Source organism: Vibrio splendidus (assembly GCF_001557875.1).
In the GTDB taxonomy this organism is placed as follows: domain Bacteria; phylum Pseudomonadota; class Gammaproteobacteria; order Enterobacterales; family Vibrionaceae; genus Vibrio; species Vibrio splendidus_F.
Genome location: NZ_LNRF01000001.1, coordinates 857405 through 875223, shown reverse-complemented (window position 1 = coordinate 875223; position 17819 = coordinate 857405). Strand labels below are relative to the sequence as shown.

Here is a 17819-nt window from a genome sequence, read left to right as displayed (position 1 = left end):
CCTTAGTCAAAAGTCGGTACGTAATCAGCGGCTTTTGGTAATGATTTGATGATGCCTTTGTCAAACATGAACTTCGCGTAATCGTCGTAACGCTTCATATCTACAGCTGAAGGGCGAAGTGCAAAACGAGTCAGTGTATCGTTCCATGCGCGTTGGTTAAGCTCGTTGTTCAACGTATCTGGTGAATACGCGACAAACTCGCTCCATGACTCTTTTGGATGATTCACGATGTAAGTCGTTGCTTGCTCAAGAGCTTTGTTGAACGCTTTGATTGCTTCGTCGTCGTGTATTTTTGCGTTCGCCACAAAGATCAGCTCATCGTAAGCTGGCACACCGTGCTCTTCTGGGAAAAACGCTTTGGCTTTAAAGCCTTCAAGGGCTAGCTGGTTAGTTTCGAAGTTACGTAAGCCACCCCAGATCGCGTCTACCTTGCCTGATGCCAATGAAGATGAAAGTGCCCAACCGACATTGATGGTTTGCACGTCGGTAAACGCAACATTTTCTTGAGCCAGCATAGTGCCGATAGTCGCTTCTTCATTTCCTGCGATCGCAATACCGATCTTCTTGCCTTTCAGATCCGCTAGTGAATCGTTCTTGCCGTTATCCAGTACCATTAGTGTGTTCAGTGGCGTCGCGATAAGGGTTGATGCACGAACTAAAGGAAGACCCGCTGCCACATCCATGGTTAAACTTGGTTGGTAAGTGACCGCTAAATCGACCTTACCTGCCGCAACCAATTTTGCTGGCGTGCTTGGGTCAGCTGGCTCTTGAATTTCTATGTCTAAGCCTTGGTCAGCAAAGTAACCACGCTCTTGAGCAATCACAATCGGGCCATGGTTCGGGTTTACAAACCAATCCAACATCAGTGTCAGTTTTTTCTGTTCCGAATCCGCTAATGCATGACCGGAAACTAGAGCAGCAAGCAGTGCCACTGCACCGACCAATTTGGTATTTTTCATAGTTAACCTTTCCTTTTGAATATTATTATTGTGTTTATCGAGCTAATTTTTAACGAGTTATTGTTGAGATAAATAGCCTTGGGCGAAGCTTTATTAAACAAAGAGTTATTGAGTGAACCATTACTGGTTCTCCCAAGGGATAGCTTTTTTGAGTAATTTGTCTGTGATGAAGTAGAGCGAGATAGACAGCACCGCCAAGATGAACAAGGCTGCAAACATCTCATCGATGATCATGCGCGCGTTGGCCTGTAGCATTAGATAACCCAGCCCTTCGCTCGAACCAACCCACTCCCCGACGACCGCGCCAATTGGGGCAATAACCACCGCCACACGAATGCCAGACGCTAAGGTTGGCAGCGCAGCAGGCAGTTGGATATAACGCAGTAATTGCCATTTCGATGCGCCCATCGTTTTGGCAAGATCGAGATAGCCTGTCGGTGTATTACGTAAGCCGTCGTAGCAACATGTGGTCACAGGGAAGAAGATAATGATTGCCGCCATCACCACTTTTGACGCGATACCATAGCCAAGCCACAGCATCAGTACTGGCGCGATAGCAAACACGGGGATCGCTTGGCTGGCAATTAAGATAGGCAATAGCCAACGCTTTAGCGGATCAAACATCAGCATCTGCAGGGCGAAAAACAGCCCCATCGACAAACCGAGTAACAAGCCAAGTAGGATCTCTTGCGCTGTCACCCAAGTATGTTTGAGTAACACATCGTAACGTTCAATTAGCTTGATGAAGACTTCTGCAGGTGCTGGCAGAATGAAGCTAGGCATTTCGAAGATAACCACCACCAGTTGCCATAAACCGAGAATCACGGCGCTGCTGATAAGCAAACGCATAACGGGATTCATCTGACGAGGACGTGTAGTGGCAGTCTGTACGTTAGCTGAACGAGCCACAGCTTCGCTTCGCGTTAAATCATTCATAATCAAGTTCCAACTGATCTAAGATCGCTTGTTGCAGCTCAGCACATTCCCCATCTAACACGCGTGGCGTTGACGTGTGAGGCACAGATAAAGAGTGAGCACTCGCAGGCGTGCCTTGCAGTACATACAAGTTATCCGCTAAACGCACCGCTTCTTGTGGATCATGGGTGATCAACACAACGGTTTTATCTCTTAACAGTTCATACGCTAAGCTCTGTAACTTGTGTCTTGTTACCGCATCCAGCGCTGAGAAAGGTTCATCCATCAACACGACTGGCTTGTCTTGCATTAAGGTTCGAGCCAAAGCAACACGCTGACGCATACCACCAGACAATTGATCCGGCATGGTATCTGCGTAATCAGCCAAACCAACCGATGCTAGTAACTCCAATGCTTGGTTAGCTTGAGCTTGGCTTTGATGCTTATCTGCGGAATCTTGAAAGCGATGACTCAGGCATACATTGTCGATAACCGACAACCACGGCAGTAACAAGTCCTGCTGCGCCATGTAAGCGATGCGATCCGTTAAAGGCAATTCATCGGACGTTACCAATGTGCCCTGCCACTCCACTTTGTCGTCCAGCAAGCCTGCCAGATAACGCAATACCGTGGTTTTTCCGCAGCCACTTCGACCCAGCAATACCGTCCACTTACCTGCGTTTAAGCTAAGCGACAACCCAGACAAGGTCGCGTGCTCACTGTCGTTATAACGTAAGGAGGCATTGCTGAGCTGAACACCAACCGTATTAACGGACATTACCGTGTCCAGCGAAGAAGTGATTTACCGGGCCATGACCTTGGCCGACTTGCAACTCATCAGCGTGAGCAATTGCGCGAGAAATGTATTGTTTGCCTAGGTCAACAGCCTCTGACAGCGTGTTGCCTTGCGCTAAGAAAGAAGCAATAGCAGATGAAAGCGTACAACCCGTACCGTGCGTGTTTTTAGTCGGGAAACGCTTAGCGCTAATCAATGCAGACGTAGTTGGCAGAATCAGTAGGTCATTACTGTTTTCATCTTTCTCTAAATGGCCGCCTTTTAGGAGTACCGCTTTCGCGCCCAAAGCACGCAGGTCTTCAATCATGCCCTGCATTTCAGCTTCGCTTTCAGGTACTGGCTTGCCTGTTAATGCTGCGCCTTCAGGCAAATTAGGCGTAATGATGTCTGCCAGCGGAATCAACTCTTGTTTCAGCGTCGTGATGGCTGAGTTTTCTAAAAGCAGGTCACCACTTGTCGCGACCATTACAGGGTCAATCACTAAGTGTTTAGGTTGATACTGCTTAATTTTGTCTGCAACGACTTTAATGATTTGCGAATCGGCCAACATGCCGACCTTCACGGCCACGATATTTAGGTCAGTGAAAACCGCGTCTAACTGACTCGCGACATGGTCGAGTGGAATAGGAAAAATGGCAGAAACGCCTTGAGTGTTCTGGGAAGTGATAGCGGTAATTACCGAACAAGCGAAGCTACCTGTAGCAGACATGGCTTTAATATCAGCTTGGATACCTGCACCGCCACCGCTGTCTGAGCCAGCGATCGTCAATACAATCGGAGTGTTCGTTGAAATCGAACCACCAGCAGAGTGCTGTGAAACTGAGGCTTTTGGCGCTAAATCTTTTGAAATAGAACTGTGTGTCATTGTCGCTCCTACTATCTTACAAGACGTAGGAGAACGAACACCGATCGAAGGAGAAGTCGCAATAGATTCATGAACAGTCTTCATGAATGCAGACGTAGATCGAGTGCTTATAGTTCCCTACGCCAGTGTTAACTGAATCAGGTTCAACGGGTCTCGATTAACGATCTCAGCAAACACCAAATAAGGTATATGCCCCCCGACTATTGATAGCGATAGTAACAGCACTCTCACAACTGAGATACTGATTTTATTCAATTATAAGAATTACGCATGAATAAATTTCAATTAGATGCTACAAAACAAATACTTATAACGTTCCTTTAGCTGACTTCGACTGTATAAACAAGCACAGCACAATCAGAGACATACCTAGCCAGCCTATAAAAGGAATCAGCTCACCGACAACGCAGACGGCAAGCACCGCTGCAACTACTGGTTCAAACAGAGTCAGCAGATTGGCGCTACTCGCGGTCACGTGGCGTAAACCAAAACTGAAGGCGACATAGCCCAAGCATTGTGGGATTAACGTCAGATAACTGATGACTAATACGTTAGTGTGCGAGGAGAACAGGTTATCACCAGTAAACCAGAGCGTTGGCAGCAACAGCATCGCGCCGAGGCCAAAAATACTGCCCATCGCCGCTTGCGACTTAATCCCTTTATCGATCAGTGCCTTTGTCGCCCAAGAATAAATGGCGTAACACAAGCCTGCGAGCAGACCTAAAGCAATACCCAATAGCTTGAGATCATCACTGGATTCATTCGTCGATGAAGATTCTGAAAACACCAACAGCCCAATACCCACCACACCAATCGCAAAGCTAGTGAGCCAACGTTTGTTGATATTATTCTTTTTGCTAATCAGACACTCTAACAGTGCCGAAAAGAAAGGTGCGGTTGCAATCGAAACCACTGTACCAACCGCTACGCCTGATAATTTCATTGAAGAATAGAAAGCTAAAGGATAGACCGCCAAAGCCAAAGCGCTCACTGTCAGCAGCTTCTTGTTCTGCAAAAGTTTGTCGAAAGCGAATAGGATTTTTCGATACGCCAAGCCCGCTTGCATTAGGCCGCCGACGCCCATAGAGAATGCACCAATCGCTAAGGGGCTTAGATCAGGCACAAAACTTGCAGCGGTGCCTGTCGTGCCCCATAAAATAGAAGCAAACAAGATGGCTAAAGTGCCCGTTTGGAATTCGTTAACACGATTGATGGCAAGATTCATTTCTATTACCCAATTTTCAGTTCTGAAATAGATAATAGTGAAGATTAATAAAGTTTAGTTTGCCGAAAGGACGCTATTGTTGTTTCTAAAGACTGTCTTTCATTGAGCCTAGAAACGCCCTCGGAGACATTCCAAAGTGCTGAGAGAAACGGCGACTGAAAGCAGAAACATCATTATATCCCACATTTTCAGCAATCAACTGAACCGGTAAATCGGTGTGGGTTAACAAGGCTTGGGCTTTCTCCATGCGATATCGAGTGATGTATTTAAGCGCACTGATACCCAGACACTCTTTGAAGCGTTTTTTGAATTGAGTAGGACTCAAACAGGCCGTTTCAGCAAGCTGTGAAATGGATAACGGCTGGGTGTAATTATCCGCGATCAGCCTTTGTACCGCGCGGATTCTTGGGTCGATGCTCTTGCTCACTTGTTGTTGCTCTAACAGCAATGAAAACACATCCAAGATTGATGACTCAATGCCACTATCGACCTGATATTCCAACTGCTTCTCTACAAACAACAGGAAGCTCATTAAAGGTGGTGTTATCGTGAAAACCGAGAGCTCATGCTCCAACAAGTGCTGCGGCAACTCTGCCATATCTGCGACAATAAACCGCGCTGCTTCATCCGCCTTAAACGCATGCGCTGTGGTTACCGGAATCACCACACATTCGCCCACGGCCACTTTGCCGATATACCCCTCCATCTCGATATTGATACTGCCTTGGATCGGCAATACCAGTTGATGATGGTCATCATGAGCATGGGTATTAAATTGCTTAGTGTAAGATCGAATGCTTAAGCTAGATTTCATGAGCAACGCCGGAGTACATTTCGCTAGGTTAAAGTAAGAGATACAAAGTACATTATCACTTCCCTAGAGTCACACTTAATGCGCATCAAATTCATGCTAGCTAGGTGACATGATCAAAAGCGGCCTCTAAATAAGAGACCGTTTTGATTAAAAATCGTCATTCACATCAAGGTTAGAATGACACTTGGCTATCTTGACCAACCGTTACTTGCACGCCGTTTTGAACATCATAGATTTCAAAACCATCAGCAACCGGATCAGCATTATCTTCACCACTGTCATGTTGCGCAGTACAGGTATAACCTAATGAGTAAGTACCTGGATCAATGAAGCCCAGAGAGAACTCATAGTTAGTCTGTGCTTCATTCATTGCCACTGATGCTGAAGTGATCGGTTTCACTTCATCACTGCCGCCAATCGGAGCCATGTCAGCTTTAGCGATGTCACCTTCATACAAGTAGACCGCCTGAGCAAAGGTATTATCATTTGTAGGGTTACAAGCTCCAAAAGTTGTTGTCGCTACAGTACCTTCAATGTTTCCTGTCTCAACCGTATTGATAAGGCTTACAGACGTTCTTTGAATAGTGTAATCAGGGAAAGTCGAACTGTTCTTTAGCCCACGTCGAAGATCGAACTCGACAACAAAATCGTTACTTTGTTGGTTCACATTAAATGAGTTATTAAAGTAAAGTACGCCAGCGTTATCTTCTTTACCCACACCTTGCGGACACGCACCTTCACCTTTCACCGTTAGCTCATGGGTCGTATCATCGTTTTCTATCACGTAAGATGGATCTGTTGGATGATCGCCGTCATTTGCGAACACACACAACTTATAACTGCCTACCGGAATGACCTCATTTTCAATCAAAGGAAGCGCATCGCTGCCTTGGTAATCCAACAAATTCACACTTAATGGAATCGGATCCTCACCATCTGGCAAAGGATCGCCATTTTCATCAACGTAATCGCCGTTTTCGTCCGTTTTATACACATCATAAATCAGTGGCGAACCTCCCCCTTGAGGAAGTAAAGCGACCTTACTGAATGTCACGGTGACGTCTTTAACATCATCAATGGGCGCATCACTCACGCTCAAGGTAATGGGAGTCGTGCTGCTTGATGAACCTGAATCACCGCCACAACCAACAAGCCCAGCCAGCACAAGGCTCGCTAAAGCTGTTTCCTTAAAATACTTCATAACTCATTTCCTATAAATCACTGCTCAATAAAGGGCTTAGTTTCTTGCCTTCTTATTCTTTTCCTTAATGTGACTCATAGATAAACCGCGCTCATGGCCCAAATCGGTTAGCCCTATTATTTAGGGCTTTCTTCATCCAAAAACTCTGTTCATCAAGGTGCACATATCAGGTCGCACATAGGTTAGTTAAGTCTAGTAAGTAAATTGTCAGTAGTCACACAAATTTGGCAAGGTTGCTGTCAATTGTGTTGAAATGGTCGGTATGTATAGGATCGGAGAAGATGATTGAAAGTACTCAAATCAAAGTCAAAAATCGCCACCAAGATCAAAAAAGGCCGTTAAGACAGCCTGTTGCTGAACTTAAACGACCTTTTTATTGAATGTGGATTAAGCTAAATCGATATTAGCTCATTCAAATTCACTTATTTTTGAAGTTGCTCTTTAGCCGCTTCAACCTTAGAAAAATCTAGGCCAAGCTCTTCAACTGCTTCTTTGATTAGTGCAGGGTTTTGCATTACCTGACCCATCAGCATTTGAAGTTTGTCTTGAGGTAAACCAAGTTGGCTGATCGTCGCCATTGCTGCAAGAGGGTTCTCGGTCAGCGTTTTGAATAGCTCACTGATCTGCTCGTCGCTAATATTGTTCTCTTTCAACATTGCTAAAATCGGGTTCATTTTTTTGCCTTTGAAACACTAAATTAAATAGGAGTACAGCATATCATCTAGCTGTGCTCGATTGTACTAGCAACTTATACTTTGCCTAGCGAGACTCTAATGGATAAGAGCGGTAGCTCCACATCCCATACGTTCTAAGAGCGTCACGATAGATACCTAGGAGCTCACCACTGCTTGCTTTCTTAAGATCTTCTAGCGGCTTGTCTGGGTAAGAAACCGTATCAAATGTGATGCCCTGAGGGCCCGTTTGCCAGCTCGCAATTTCAAACAGAGTTTGACCACGACGCACGTGGCTCGCCGAACTAATAATGGTCGCGTGTTTAATATCATGACGAGCAAGCGCGTAGCTACTGAACAAGGCATTACCTACCGTACTGGTCGCGTAGTTCTCTTCAATGATGCGATCTTTGCTTACCCCTTTTTCGATAAGCCAATCTGCCATCAACTTACCTTCTGTCTTATGGTTTTTCGGCACACCACCCGTTAACACGATCATCGCATCTGGGTTCGCTTTCGACATTGCTAATGTAGTTTCAAGGCGTTCAATCAAGATTTGATGCATAGAACCATCAGGGTTAAGCGCGTAACCCAAAGTAACAATCGCACCGTGTTCATCCAATAGACCTTTGTCCGCCGACTCTTTCAACGGTGTTTCTAACACACGGTCAACCGTAGCAATAATACGTTTGATGTCTTCTGCTTTGCCCTTGTTCAGGCTTTCCAGTTTCTCCATATGCTTGTTGGATTCACTGTCATTACCTTCAAATCTCTGCCAAACCGCAAGGTAAGCGTGCAAGTCGACATCGTCTGGCGCAACCGTCAGCGCTTGCTCAAACAGCTCGATAGCGCGCTCTGCATTTTTGTTGTAGATTTGAGCGTTCGCTGCCGAGATAAGCAAATCAGTACGGTAAGGTTCTAGCTGGTAAGCTTCTAACAATCGGTTAGTCACAATTTCCATGTTGCTTGGCATTTTAGCCGTGAAGCCCGCGTGAGAAATTCTTGCCGGAGACTTAAACGCCTGCAACGCATCAAGAAGTAATTGGTCGACAACTTGTCGCTTAGTCACCAACTGCGCGTAGTCCGCAGAAGCCTGTACTGCGCCATCGTTAGCAGCAAAAGAATAAGGTGTTGCGCCAAAAGCGAGCATGCCACCAAGAGCGAGGGCGATAATGTTCTTTTTCATGGAAAGATCCTGTGTCGTTAAGTGTTCACATCAGATTTGCTCACCAATGTAAGTCCCTAAGATTAAAAAACCGTGAACCACACCAGAATCTCCGAGTTAATATTCATTTGTTGCATAAGGTGTGGCAACAGATCACGATTTTGAACTTATCAATAAGCCTGTGCATCGAGATAATTTTGGTTTAAAGGAGAACTCACCGAGCATTTTGGAACATCTAACTGCGGATTCCATACGCCCTATTCCACCAAAAACCACCCATCACAAATCCAAACTCCGCAGAAGACAACACGTCCAAACAACAAATTTAAGCTTATCTTTTCAACAACTTAAAATCCGGCACACTGAATTGTTCGATGTTAATCCTCCCCCAGATAACAAAGTTCTAAACGTATGGCCGCTAAATACGAATCGACATATTTTTAAATGATTCAAAACCAATCATTGAACGATCGTTCAAGTGGTGCTTTAATGAATCACCAATACAAGGAGTTACCCCATGCTTAAGTTCTATTTTCACCAAACACCCAACCCAATGAAGATCGCTCTGTTTCTAGAAGAGACAGGCCTAGATTTTGAACTCGTTCCCGTTGATACCTTAAAAGGCGAACAACACACGCCGGAATATCGCTTAATAAACCCGAACGGTAAAACACCAGCCATTGAAGACGAGGGACAACGCGTGTTCGATTCAAACGCTATCCTTCTGTACCTATCAGAGAAGACAGGCAAGCTAGGTGGACAGCCAGAAGACAGAGCCGAACTACTCTCTTGGATGATGTTTATTGCCAGTGGTCTTGGTCCTTATTCAGGCCAATCGGTACACTTCCGTCATGCAGCACCAGCAGGCCTAGACTACGCAGTGAATCGTTACCTACGTGAAGCGCAACGTCACTACGAAGTGTTAGAAAAGCATATGGAAGGTCGTGAGTTTATCGTCGGTAATGAGTACACCATTGTCGATGTTGCTGCATGGGGTTGGATTGATAAAGCACCTTTCGTTCTTGGTGAAGAAGGCCTAGAACCTTACCCGAACTTGAAGCGCTGGTTTAACGCCATCAACACTCGCCCTGCCGCACTTCGCGCCCGTGAAACAGGCAAAGACATCGAGTTTAAAACCGAACGTGATGAAGAAGCGAAACGAGCACTGTTTCCTTCGAATTATGTGCAAGAGAAATAGTCGACTAAATAATAAGAACATGCTCACCAGGTCTAGTTTCTGGTGAGTCTACGCAACCTGCATCGTGACCCTAGTATTTTCCCATCCTAATCAATAATAAGTCTATACCAAACAATTCGAAATCATCACTGTACAACTTGAATATCTGAATCTAACACTCACCTCACCACATAAAAGTGATAAATTAAGTGAGTATTCACATAGTAAAACAAGATTTTATAATTTTTACAATTCACTTACTTACGATATGAATGTCCAACCAATCTCTTATGAAATTAATTGACACAAAATAAGAATACCGTTCCAAATTAACTTGCTCATGAGTTCCTAGAAGTATAGGAGGCTCAAAACCAATACCATGAATAACACCTACAAGCTCACCTGAACTATTTACAGCAGGCCCCCCCGACATTCCTGATTTTTGAGGTGCTGTGTTTAAACTATAATGACATCCAGGATATTCCTCTATCATTACATCCATAATATATACACCTTCACCTTTAACTATTTCTCCATTAAATTCATAGCCATAATTAATTAAACTCTCTCCGCTATAAATCACTCCCATCTTCAACTTATTTTTATTTCGATTATTCGCTTCGATTAGCGCAACGTCACAAACGGGATGATATGCAATCACAGTACTGTAATCATATCTAGCTACGTGAGCGGAAGTTATACTTATAGTGTCGGTGATAGGAATTGCAGACCCATGCCCCCCCAATAGAAAAGGGATAAGGACAGGTAAATAGTTTAAATCAGGTGGGGTATCATCAACCTCTAAAACCCCATTCCCGACATGCATACAACCGTGTAAAAAAACTAAAGTAACAAAAAGCAAAAATACATTACTCGTTTTAAGTATCCAATTAATAAAGTATTTTTTAAAAAACACAGTTACAAAAACTATAATCTTGACTTTTATCAGGAATTTTAAAAAACACAAGGAATTATTAAACCTAGTCATAAATCACCTATTAAATAAAAATCACTATTTATAATAGGTCGTATGATTTTAATATTCCATTATCGATCGGATAATATTATTTTTATGGTTAAAAATCAGAATTAAATTAATATGAAACTTTGCTTATATTAACTTGGATTAATAAACCATATTTAAAATGATTATAATTAATATATTTCAATAACCTACAAAACTTAATTTAGAGTCAATTTACAATAATAGAAATTAGATCAGAATAAATTTAAATTGAGAAAATAGGCAATTAATTACATATTAAATCGCTAATGAAACTCTCCAATTTGATGTTGGAAATGTGTCACCATATTTAGGACGGTACACACCTAAATAAAGAGCCGCTAAAAAGCGGCTCAATTCTTAAAATTCAAACAATCACGTTAAACGTTACTCTTTACCGAATACGTTGTTCTCTTGCTCTTGTACACGGATGAAAGTTGTACGCTTAGTTAGCTCTTTAAGCTTCGCTGCGCCTACGTATGTACAAGTTGAACGTACACCACCAAGGATGTCAGAAATTGTGTTGTGAACAGAACCACGGTATGGAAGTAAAACAGTTTTACCTTCTGCAGCGCGGTACTTAGCAACACCACCAGAGTGCTTGTCCATAGCCGACTGTGAAGACATGCCGTAGAACTTCATGAATTGCTTACCGTCTTGCTCTACTACTTCACCGCCTGACTCAGAGTGACCAGCTAGCATGCCGCCTAGCATTACGAAGTCAGCACCGCCGCCGAACGCTTTAGATACGTCACCCGCACATGAACAGCCACCGTCACCGATGATCATGCCGCCAAGGCCGTGTGCTGCGTCGCCACACTCGATGATTGCAGAAAGTTGAGGGTAACCTACGCCTGTTTTAACACGTGTAGTACAAACAGAACCAGGGCCGATACCAACCTTAACGATGTCTGCGCCAGCTAGGATTAGCTCTTCAACCATGTCACCTGTTACAACGTTACCCGCAGAGATAACTTTGTCCGGGAATTCAGCACGTACTTTTTGTACGTATTCAACTAGGTGCTCTGAGTAGCCGTTAGCGATATCAATACAGATAAATACGAAGTCTTCGCTAAGCGCCATGATTTGCTTAGTTTTCTCAAACTCAGCTTCAGATGTACCTGTTGATACAAATACGTTGTTCAGTGTTTTCTTGTCTGCTGTTTTAGCGAACTCAGCCCACTGCTCTACTGTGTAGTGCTTGTGTACTGCAGTCATAACACCGTGCTCTGCTAGAGCAGCTGCCATTTCAAAGCTTGCTACCGAATCCATGTTAGCTGCAATTACTGGAGTACCAGACCATTGACGACCGCTATGCTTGAATGTAAAATCGCGGGTTAATTCAACTTGAGAACGGCTTTTAAGGGTAGAACGCTTCGGACGGAAGAGTACATCTTTGAAACCTAACTTAAGTTCTTGTTCGATACGCATGGTGTTTTCCTTGATTCATAAAATTATGTGTCTCTCGCGAAATGCGTAGTAAAACCGTTGGCAGACGAGTTTACTTTTCTTCGGACACAAAAAAACCGGAGCGTTGGCAGACGCTCCGGTTTTCAGCATTATAGGTCGTGATTTAGTAACAGCAAGTCTGATATTTCATTTTTTTTTATGCTATCCTCTCAAAGATTCCATATCTGCTAAAACTCCCCTTGCTACACTTCCCAACTAAATTCTTACTAATTAATAACTTAGCTAACCAATCACGCAAACGCTGTCGGTTTATTGCGCAATCGTTTTCCTCCCCTTTTCACACAATATCGCCTTCAATAAGCAAATATGTGAAGAAAGTGCCTTGAATTCAAATAAAAATCACACTTTTCTCCAACAAAAAAATGCCTTTTTTCTTAAATAAATTCGATTTTTTTCCTAATTTTTTCTTTTTTCGACCAAATTAGACAAACTCATGGTGCTGTTGGTTAGCATCAACTAAGAAAAGTAGAGTGATAAAGACTCAATCTAGAGACCAATATTCACTTGGGTTTGATAATTCGACCTTCACACTCCATTAAATACCCCTTTCCAGCCTGTACTTTATAAATCCAACTTCTTTTAACCCGTAGCATTACGATTCCAAAAGCACGTTTCGTCCCAGCCCTTTCGTTCATTTAACCTAGAAGACTCTGCAAAGCGCACAGAAAAAGAGGATTGGTTGACGTTAAAAACTGGGGAAAAGATAAGATTTGAAGAATAGAAAACAAAAAAATGGCTAAGGTGGTTAACCTTAGCCATTTTATTCGCTGATTAAACTGATGCTAATACGCGTATAGGAAAGCGTTGTTTGGCGAATAGAACTATCTAGTTCTTTTGAGAGACTAACGCTTCTGCAGTCGCATCTTGAATTGACAGGAACAATGAGGTCACTTGCCCTGTTGGTGAGCGCATCGGATTTAGCGTCACGTTCTGATACATGAAATCAGCTTGTTGGGTCACAGGCCTAACGTTACGACACTTAAACAGATAAGGCCTTTGTTGCCATGTAATGAAGCTGCGGCAGCCTAAGTCATAGACTGGCTTGGTTTTCAGCCTAAACCACTCTTCTGGGATTTCAGGGAACAGTTCAAAGATAGACTTACCAATCGCATCATGCGATTGCTTACCGCTATGGTGCGTCATGAAACCGTTCCAGACTTGTACCTGAAAATCACGGTTAATAACCACCAGCCCCATATCAACGTTTTGAACCATATCCACCATCCAGTGGAACTGTTCAAATTCAGCAGGAAGATTCAGCATATTAAAACTCCTCCATTAGGTAGGCCAATTTGTTGTCTAGAAGAGGCAGAGACTCATCAACAAACATAAACAGAAGGTCACAACGGATGGAAGTGCCGTCTATGTTGTAGCTGACTTCGAAAGTCATGGTCTTTTTGAACGAGCCACTGGTATTTTCGATGACCGAATCAATCGAGATGTGTTGCCCAAGCAGCACTGGCGAGCTTTGGAAGAAACGAACTTCCGATTGCTCCCCTAACCCATTCAAGAATGAGCCTACTAAAATATTCGATACATCCATCAGCAGCTCTAATTCTTCTAGCTGCTCGCTTTCTGTTGGCACCTTCATGAGCTTCTTAAGATCGCTCACACTGGAATCACTCAGCAAAACTAGCGCTTCACCTGCGATACCTTCTCCGCTGAAGCCTTGGCAAACACCCGACACTTGGTCGTTGTCGGCTAGGTCACGAAGTGCCATGTGCAATTCACTCACTTCGAAGATGTTGACGTTCGGCAGCGGTAGATGAACAAACACATTAAAGTGACGAGCCAGTGCATCAGCTGCACGGCCTATCGCCACGTTCGCGACTTCCATATAGATATCGCGCCTGCGAAGTATCGGCAGCTCTAAAGCGGTTGGAGTAATAATTTGAGGTTGTTTTGGCGGCTCAACATGCTCACGTAAAATCGCTTTTAACGCTTCTTTATCGATCGGCTTTTGCAAAAATGCTTTGGCGCCGAGATCCATCACTCTCTGTTGTGCTTTTGGTTGTATATCACCAGAAACAACCACAACAGGTGTGGTATCGCCTAAACGTTGCATCTCTTCCAATGTGCCATAACCATCTAATTCCGGCATGGTGAGGTCGAGGAACATCAGTTTGAACTGGTTTTGAGCTAACTCTTCAAGTGCATTAAGCCCATGAACAGCAAAAGTTATATCTGCATTTAGAGAACTAGGCAGTGATCGAGCCATCTGCTTCCTTGCTAACGCAGAATCATCACATATAAGAACTGGGAATGACATAAATGCACCACTGACAAATTAAAGCTAATTCGAACGAGTGTAACAGAACATTATGGTATCAGGTACGGGGTGAATGGATTTATGTGCAGATTATTAGTAAGAATGATGAAACAAGTGGGTAAGCTATTATTTCGTATTATTCTTCATGAAAAACAATATGCTACAAAGGCAATAGCCACTCCTTATTATTGAGTAATAGCACTATTTTATTTAATAGTAGCCTTAATAAGCGGGTTTATTAAGGCTTGGTTTACTCATTCATTTTGGCTTTATATACCCATAATAAGAGAGATAGTGTGAAGAGCTAGAACTGATATGTAGGCCATAAAATCAACAATGCGAAGCGGATGATCACGGCAAAAACCAACAACGCGATACCCAGACGGTACCATTTGTATTCCGCAATATTCATTGGGATACGCTTGTAGAACATAGTAATCACGCCTTTCCAATCGCTACTGCGTCTTCCGTACTGCATCATGCTCGTCAAAACAAACAGTGCGCCAAGCACCAACATCCCTTTTTCAGCCCAGAACAATCCAACTTCCATTTGTGTATTCCTTGATAAAACGGTGAGCAACTTAAGTCATTCTAGTCACCTTTTAGCTCGGTTTCTGTAAGACCAAGGTCTAAATTACGAAGTACGCAATTCAGGGCTTATAGGTCATTGTTGGTAATTAATAGTTCTCGGTCAGCAATACAAAGTTTATCGTTCAAGGTTCCATGGTAAAGGCGAGCATCACAAGCAAATCACGTATAAGCATGATTCGACAAATCTGGAGATTGGTTGTTCTTTTGAATAACACGCATCAATTGGATAAGTAGCAAAATACCTGTCACGCCTAAACCAACGCCGATTCCACCCCAGATCCCTGCCAATTCGAATTTTGGCATCAAATACCAAGCTGCAGGTAGACCAAATACCCAGTAACCGATGGCAGTCATCACGGTTGGCATAGAGACAATCTTCATACCTCTTAGCAGGTTAATCGCCAGTAGTTGCCAAGCATCCACAATAAAGCACAACGCCACTACCCAGATAACTGAAGCCAATAGTGAAGTCATTGCACCCGTACCATCGTCTAGCTTGAAAATAGAAGCGATCATCTCAGGCCATATGATAAACACGGCCGACAAGGCGACACTCAACACCGACACCAATATAAAGCTTTGAATCGAGGTTCTCTTGATACCTTCGTAGTTACCCGCACCAAAATCACGGCCAACTAAAATCGCCGCAGCTTGTGAGAAACCAAAATTGAAGTTCCAAGTAAAACTTAAACATTGCAGCAGAATTTGGTGCAGAGCTAACGAAGCGATACTGATCGTACCCGCCATTAAGGTGCCGCCGTAAATTAAGCCATGCTCAAGTAAAGCCGCGAGTCCAATAGGTAACCCCATTAACAATAAAGGGCTCATCAGCTTGATGGAGTACTCTTCGGTATTTAGCCAAGGGGCAAACTGCTTGAATTCGTCACGTTTGAATACCCACACTGTGTATCCAATCATTACGATGAATGCCGCGATAGCCGTGCCTAACCCTAGACCAGTTAAGCCCATGTCTAATTGGAAGGTTAGGAAGTAGCTCACCGGCACATTCAAAATTACGGTGATTATCGACATCACCAGAATAGAACGCACATTACCAAACGCACTGGTTAAGCCACGCAGTACCAACAAGATAAGCGAAGGCAGCATCACCCATTTCAAGGCATGGACATATTCCATCGCTAAAGTGATCACTTCTGGCGGCTGTTTGGCTGCTTCTAATACCAGCGGAGCAAACCAGAAGCCCGCCATTAAAGTCACACTGAGCACGAACGCCAACATGGTTGCGCCTTTCACTGCCAATCTGATTTGTGTATTACCAAACTCTGGGCGAGCGACGCGCTGACCATAAGCAATCGCGATCAAGTTTGCGACACAACCCACAGTGCTGCTCGCAATAATGAAGATGAAAAAGTAGATAGAAGCGCCTAAGCCACCAGCCGCAAGGGCTGACACACTGATACGCGACATCATCCAAACATCAGTAAGGACTAAAGCCATGGAGATCAGCTGTGAAATGATCAAAGGGAATGCAAGAATGAGTATTTTTTTCATGAGCGCCTCAGTTAATTTCGCCCAAAATACGATCGATGAGGCTGGCGTTCAATTGATAAATTTGCGACTCTAACATTCCATAAACTCATGCTAACGAATTATGACCCCATATCCTAGCTTGCCATCATCACATAATGGCTTAAAAGCCTTTGAAGCAGCTGCAAGGCTGATGAGCTTTACTCTGGCTGCCGAAGAGCTGCATGTGACACAAAGTGCGATCAGCCGACAGATCAAACAGCTTGAAGATGAGTTAAACGCATCACTGGTTATTCGTAAGCATCGAGCCATTGAATTAACGGTACAAGGTCATGATTTGTATGTGGCTTTACGAGAAAGCTACGGCAATATCGAATCTGTTATCGCCTCTTGGAGTGAGCCCAAGCAAAAGCGTATCGTGATCAAAGCGACCTTAAGTTTCGCGACGCGAGTATTGATATCCAAAGTGCGAGAATTAAACGAGCGTTATCAAGATTATGAGATCGTCATAGTTCCTGTAATTGAGGAAGACGAATCAATTAATAGTAGTGAATATGACCTACTTATCTTCCACACGCGCTTCAAAAAACGCTATGACAAAGCACCAGATATCACCTTCTTGCGTGAAGAGTTTATGGCGCCGGTCTGTTCTACTAGCTTAATGAATTCTACCAGTTTAATCACCAAAGACACCAACCTCGATTCGATCTTAACCTTACCAAGGCTCCATCCAACCTTAGATCATCACGACTGGAAAGTGTGGTTAGCCGATGTTGAATCGCCACCGACAAAGCCCGTTAGAAATACCAGCTTCTTATCGTTAGATATGGCACTCAGTGCTTGTTTATCCGGTGAAGGGGTGACGGTCACGGATCTATTGTTAGTTCAACAAGATCTCCAACGAGGCTTCTTGTACTGCCCTAAGAATGCCAAGATCCAACACAGTGCTTGGACTTACTTCATTCACCAGCGTAGTCACACGCCTATCATCAATGACCTTATTGAATGGCTTAAAGAAGAGACCACAAAAGAGATCGAGTTACTGAAAGCACTATCTCAACAGAACCACTGGTTTGGTGTCATCCAAGATCATTAGGGGATAGGTGCCTCATTTTTCAAAACCGAATTAACCTTATAATTTATAACGTTTATTTATCGATTCGAATGACCTATCTTACGCCCTATGAACCAGTACACAGATATTGGCATC

17 protein-coding genes and 1 riboswitch are annotated in these 17819 nt (G+C 43.7%); of the genes, 2 read left to right on the top strand and 15 right to left on the bottom strand.

From position 1 onward, the window contains the following. Positions 1-2: 2 nt before the first annotated feature. The 9 genes from ATB74_RS03705 to ATB74_RS03665 all read right to left on the bottom strand — a co-directional run bounded on the left by ATB74_RS03705 (position 3) and on the right by ATB74_RS03665 (position 8632). Entirely contained in the window at positions 3-959 is a 957-nt protein-coding gene (locus ATB74_RS03705; RefSeq protein WP_061016635.1) for an ABC transporter substrate-binding protein, read from the bottom strand. Between the two features lie 120 nt (positions 960-1079). Further along, the gene (locus ATB74_RS03700; RefSeq protein ID WP_061016633.1) at positions 1080-1895 is read right to left on the bottom strand and encodes an ABC transporter permease; all 816 of its coding nucleotides are present in this window, start codon (positions 1893-1895) and stop codon (positions 1080-1082) included. Further along, positions 1888-2652, bottom strand: coding sequence for an ABC transporter ATP-binding protein (locus ATB74_RS03695; protein ID WP_061016631.1), 765 nt, complete (start codon positions 2650-2652; stop codon positions 1888-1890). Before ATB74_RS03695 ends, ATB74_RS03700 begins: the two co-directional genes overlap by 8 nt. Beyond that, positions 2642-3535, bottom strand: coding sequence for a bifunctional hydroxymethylpyrimidine kinase/phosphomethylpyrimidine kinase (gene thiD / locus ATB74_RS03690; protein WP_061016629.1), 894 nt, complete (start codon positions 3533-3535; stop codon positions 2642-2644). Before thiD ends, ATB74_RS03695 begins: the two co-directional genes overlap by 11 nt. Before the next feature lie 97 nt (positions 3536-3632). Beyond that, positions 3633-3744, bottom strand: a riboswitch (TPP riboswitch). 98 nt (positions 3745-3842) lie between these two features. Then, complete coding sequence (locus tag ATB74_RS03685; protein ID WP_061016627.1) at positions 3843-4760, bottom strand: DMT family transporter; 918 nt, start codon at positions 4758-4760, stop codon at positions 3843-3845. An 85-nt stretch (positions 4761-4845) separates the two neighbouring features. After that, positions 4846-5574 (bottom strand): helix-turn-helix domain-containing protein, encoded by a 729-nt coding sequence (locus ATB74_RS03680; RefSeq protein ID WP_061016625.1) that lies wholly within the window; start codon positions 5572-5574, stop codon positions 4846-4848. Positions 5575-5746: 172 nt separating this feature from the next. Then, positions 5747-6775, bottom strand: a complete 1029-nt coding sequence (locus ATB74_RS03675) for a DUF4382 domain-containing protein (RefSeq protein ID WP_061016624.1) — start codon at positions 6773-6775, stop codon at positions 5747-5749. A gap of 422 nt (positions 6776-7197) precedes the next feature. Then, entirely contained in the window at positions 7198-7449 is a 252-nt protein-coding gene (locus tag ATB74_RS03670; protein ID WP_004731647.1) for a DUF2999 family protein, read from the bottom strand. An 85-nt stretch (positions 7450-7534) separates the two neighbouring features. Continuing rightward, positions 7535-8632 (bottom strand): YdcF family protein, encoded by a 1098-nt coding sequence (locus tag ATB74_RS03665; protein ID WP_061016623.1) that lies wholly within the window; start codon positions 8630-8632, stop codon positions 7535-7537. Between the two features lie 496 nt (positions 8633-9128). Here ATB74_RS03665 and ATB74_RS03660 point away from each other — a divergent pair, with 496 nt between their 5' ends. After that, positions 9129-9809 carry a glutathione S-transferase family protein gene (locus tag ATB74_RS03660; protein WP_061016621.1) on the top strand — a complete coding sequence of 227 codons (681 nt, stop codon included), beginning with the start codon at positions 9129-9131 and terminating at the stop codon, positions 9807-9809. A 232-nt stretch (positions 9810-10041) separates the two neighbouring features. Here ATB74_RS03660 and ATB74_RS03655 read toward each other — a convergent pair whose 3' ends face one another. The 6 genes from ATB74_RS03655 to ATB74_RS03630 all read right to left on the bottom strand — a co-directional run bounded on the left by ATB74_RS03655 (position 10042) and on the right by ATB74_RS03630 (position 16633). Further along, on the bottom strand, positions 10042-10776 hold the full coding sequence (locus tag ATB74_RS03655) for a trypsin-like peptidase domain-containing protein (RefSeq protein ID WP_061016618.1): 735 nt from the start codon (positions 10774-10776) through the stop codon (positions 10042-10044). A gap of 402 nt (positions 10777-11178) precedes the next feature. Continuing rightward, on the bottom strand, positions 11179-12222 hold the full coding sequence (locus ATB74_RS03650) for a GMP reductase (RefSeq protein ID WP_061016616.1): 1044 nt from the start codon (positions 12220-12222) through the stop codon (positions 11179-11181). A gap of 864 nt (positions 12223-13086) precedes the next feature. Next, entirely contained in the window at positions 13087-13524 is a 438-nt protein-coding gene (locus ATB74_RS03645; protein ID WP_048606084.1) for a PAS domain-containing protein, read from the bottom strand. 1 nt (position 13525) lies between these two features. After that, the gene (locus ATB74_RS03640; protein ID WP_060980458.1) at positions 13526-14530 is read right to left on the bottom strand and encodes a response regulator; all 1005 of its coding nucleotides are present in this window, start codon (positions 14528-14530) and stop codon (positions 13526-13528) included. Between the two features lie 304 nt (positions 14531-14834). Continuing rightward, positions 14835-15080, bottom strand: a complete 246-nt coding sequence (locus ATB74_RS03635) for a hypothetical protein (RefSeq protein ID WP_017630837.1) — start codon at positions 15078-15080, stop codon at positions 14835-14837. Positions 15081-15280: 200 nt separating this feature from the next. Continuing rightward, positions 15281-16633: an MATE family efflux transporter gene (locus ATB74_RS03630; protein ID WP_061016615.1), complete on the bottom strand. Its 1353-nt coding sequence runs from the start codon at positions 16631-16633 to the stop codon at positions 15281-15283. A gap of 100 nt (positions 16634-16733) precedes the next feature. On the opposite strand from ATB74_RS03630, the gene ATB74_RS03625 reads away from it, so the two are divergent. Continuing rightward, positions 16734-17705: a LysR family transcriptional regulator gene (locus ATB74_RS03625; protein ID WP_061016613.1), complete on the top strand. Its 972-nt coding sequence runs from the start codon at positions 16734-16736 to the stop codon at positions 17703-17705. Positions 17706-17819: the final 114 nt, after the last annotated feature.

Excerpts from the sequence above, each read along its gene's own strand:
- ATB74_RS03650 (WP_061016616.1), bottom strand. The coding sequence starts at position 12,222 with ATGCGTATCGAACAAGAACTTAAGTTAGGTTTCAAAGATGTACTCTTC.
- ATB74_RS03640 (WP_060980458.1), bottom strand. The coding sequence starts at position 14,530 with ATGTCATTCCCAGTTCTTATATGTGATGATTCTGCGTTAGCAAGGAAG.
- ATB74_RS03695 (WP_061016631.1), bottom strand. The coding sequence starts at position 2,652 with ATGTCCGTTAATACGGTTGGTGTTCAGCTCAGCAATGCCTCCTTACGT.
- ATB74_RS03675 (WP_061016624.1), bottom strand. The coding sequence starts at position 6,775 with ATGAAGTATTTTAAGGAAACAGCTTTAGCGAGCCTTGTGCTGGCTGGG.
- thiD (WP_061016629.1), bottom strand. The coding sequence starts at position 3,535 with ATGACACACAGTTCTATTTCAAAAGATTTAGCGCCAAAAGCCTCAGTT.
- ATB74_RS03630 (WP_061016615.1), bottom strand. The coding sequence starts at position 16,633 with ATGAAAAAAATACTCATTCTTGCATTCCCTTTGATCATTTCACAGCTG.
- ATB74_RS03655 (WP_061016618.1), bottom strand. The coding sequence starts at position 10,776 with ATGACTAGGTTTAATAATTCCTTGTGTTTTTTAAAATTCCTGATAAAA.
- ATB74_RS03685 (WP_061016627.1), bottom strand. The coding sequence starts at position 4,760 with ATGAATCTTGCCATCAATCGTGTTAACGAATTCCAAACGGGCACTTTA.
- ATB74_RS03705 (WP_061016635.1), bottom strand. The coding sequence starts at position 959 with ATGAAAAATACCAAATTGGTCGGTGCAGTGGCACTGCTTGCTGCTCTA.
- ATB74_RS03665 (WP_061016623.1), bottom strand. The coding sequence starts at position 8,632 with ATGAAAAAGAACATTATCGCCCTCGCTCTTGGTGGCATGCTCGCTTTT.
- ATB74_RS03670 (WP_004731647.1), bottom strand. The coding sequence starts at position 7,449 with ATGAACCCGATTTTAGCAATGTTGAAAGAGAACAATATTAGCGACGAG.
- ATB74_RS03660 (WP_061016621.1), top strand. The coding sequence starts at position 9,129 with ATGCTTAAGTTCTATTTTCACCAAACACCCAACCCAATGAAGATCGCT.
- ATB74_RS03635 (WP_017630837.1), bottom strand. The coding sequence starts at position 15,080 with ATGGAAGTTGGATTGTTCTGGGCTGAAAAAGGGATGTTGGTGCTTGGC.
- ATB74_RS03645 (WP_048606084.1), bottom strand. The coding sequence starts at position 13,524 with ATGCTGAATCTTCCTGCTGAATTTGAACAGTTCCACTGGATGGTGGAT.
- ATB74_RS03625 (WP_061016613.1), top strand. The coding sequence starts at position 16,734 with ATGACCCCATATCCTAGCTTGCCATCATCACATAATGGCTTAAAAGCC.
- ATB74_RS03680 (WP_061016625.1), bottom strand. The coding sequence starts at position 5,574 with ATGAAATCTAGCTTAAGCATTCGATCTTACACTAAGCAATTTAATACC.
- ATB74_RS03700 (WP_061016633.1), bottom strand. The coding sequence starts at position 1,895 with ATGAATGATTTAACGCGAAGCGAAGCTGTGGCTCGTTCAGCTAACGTA.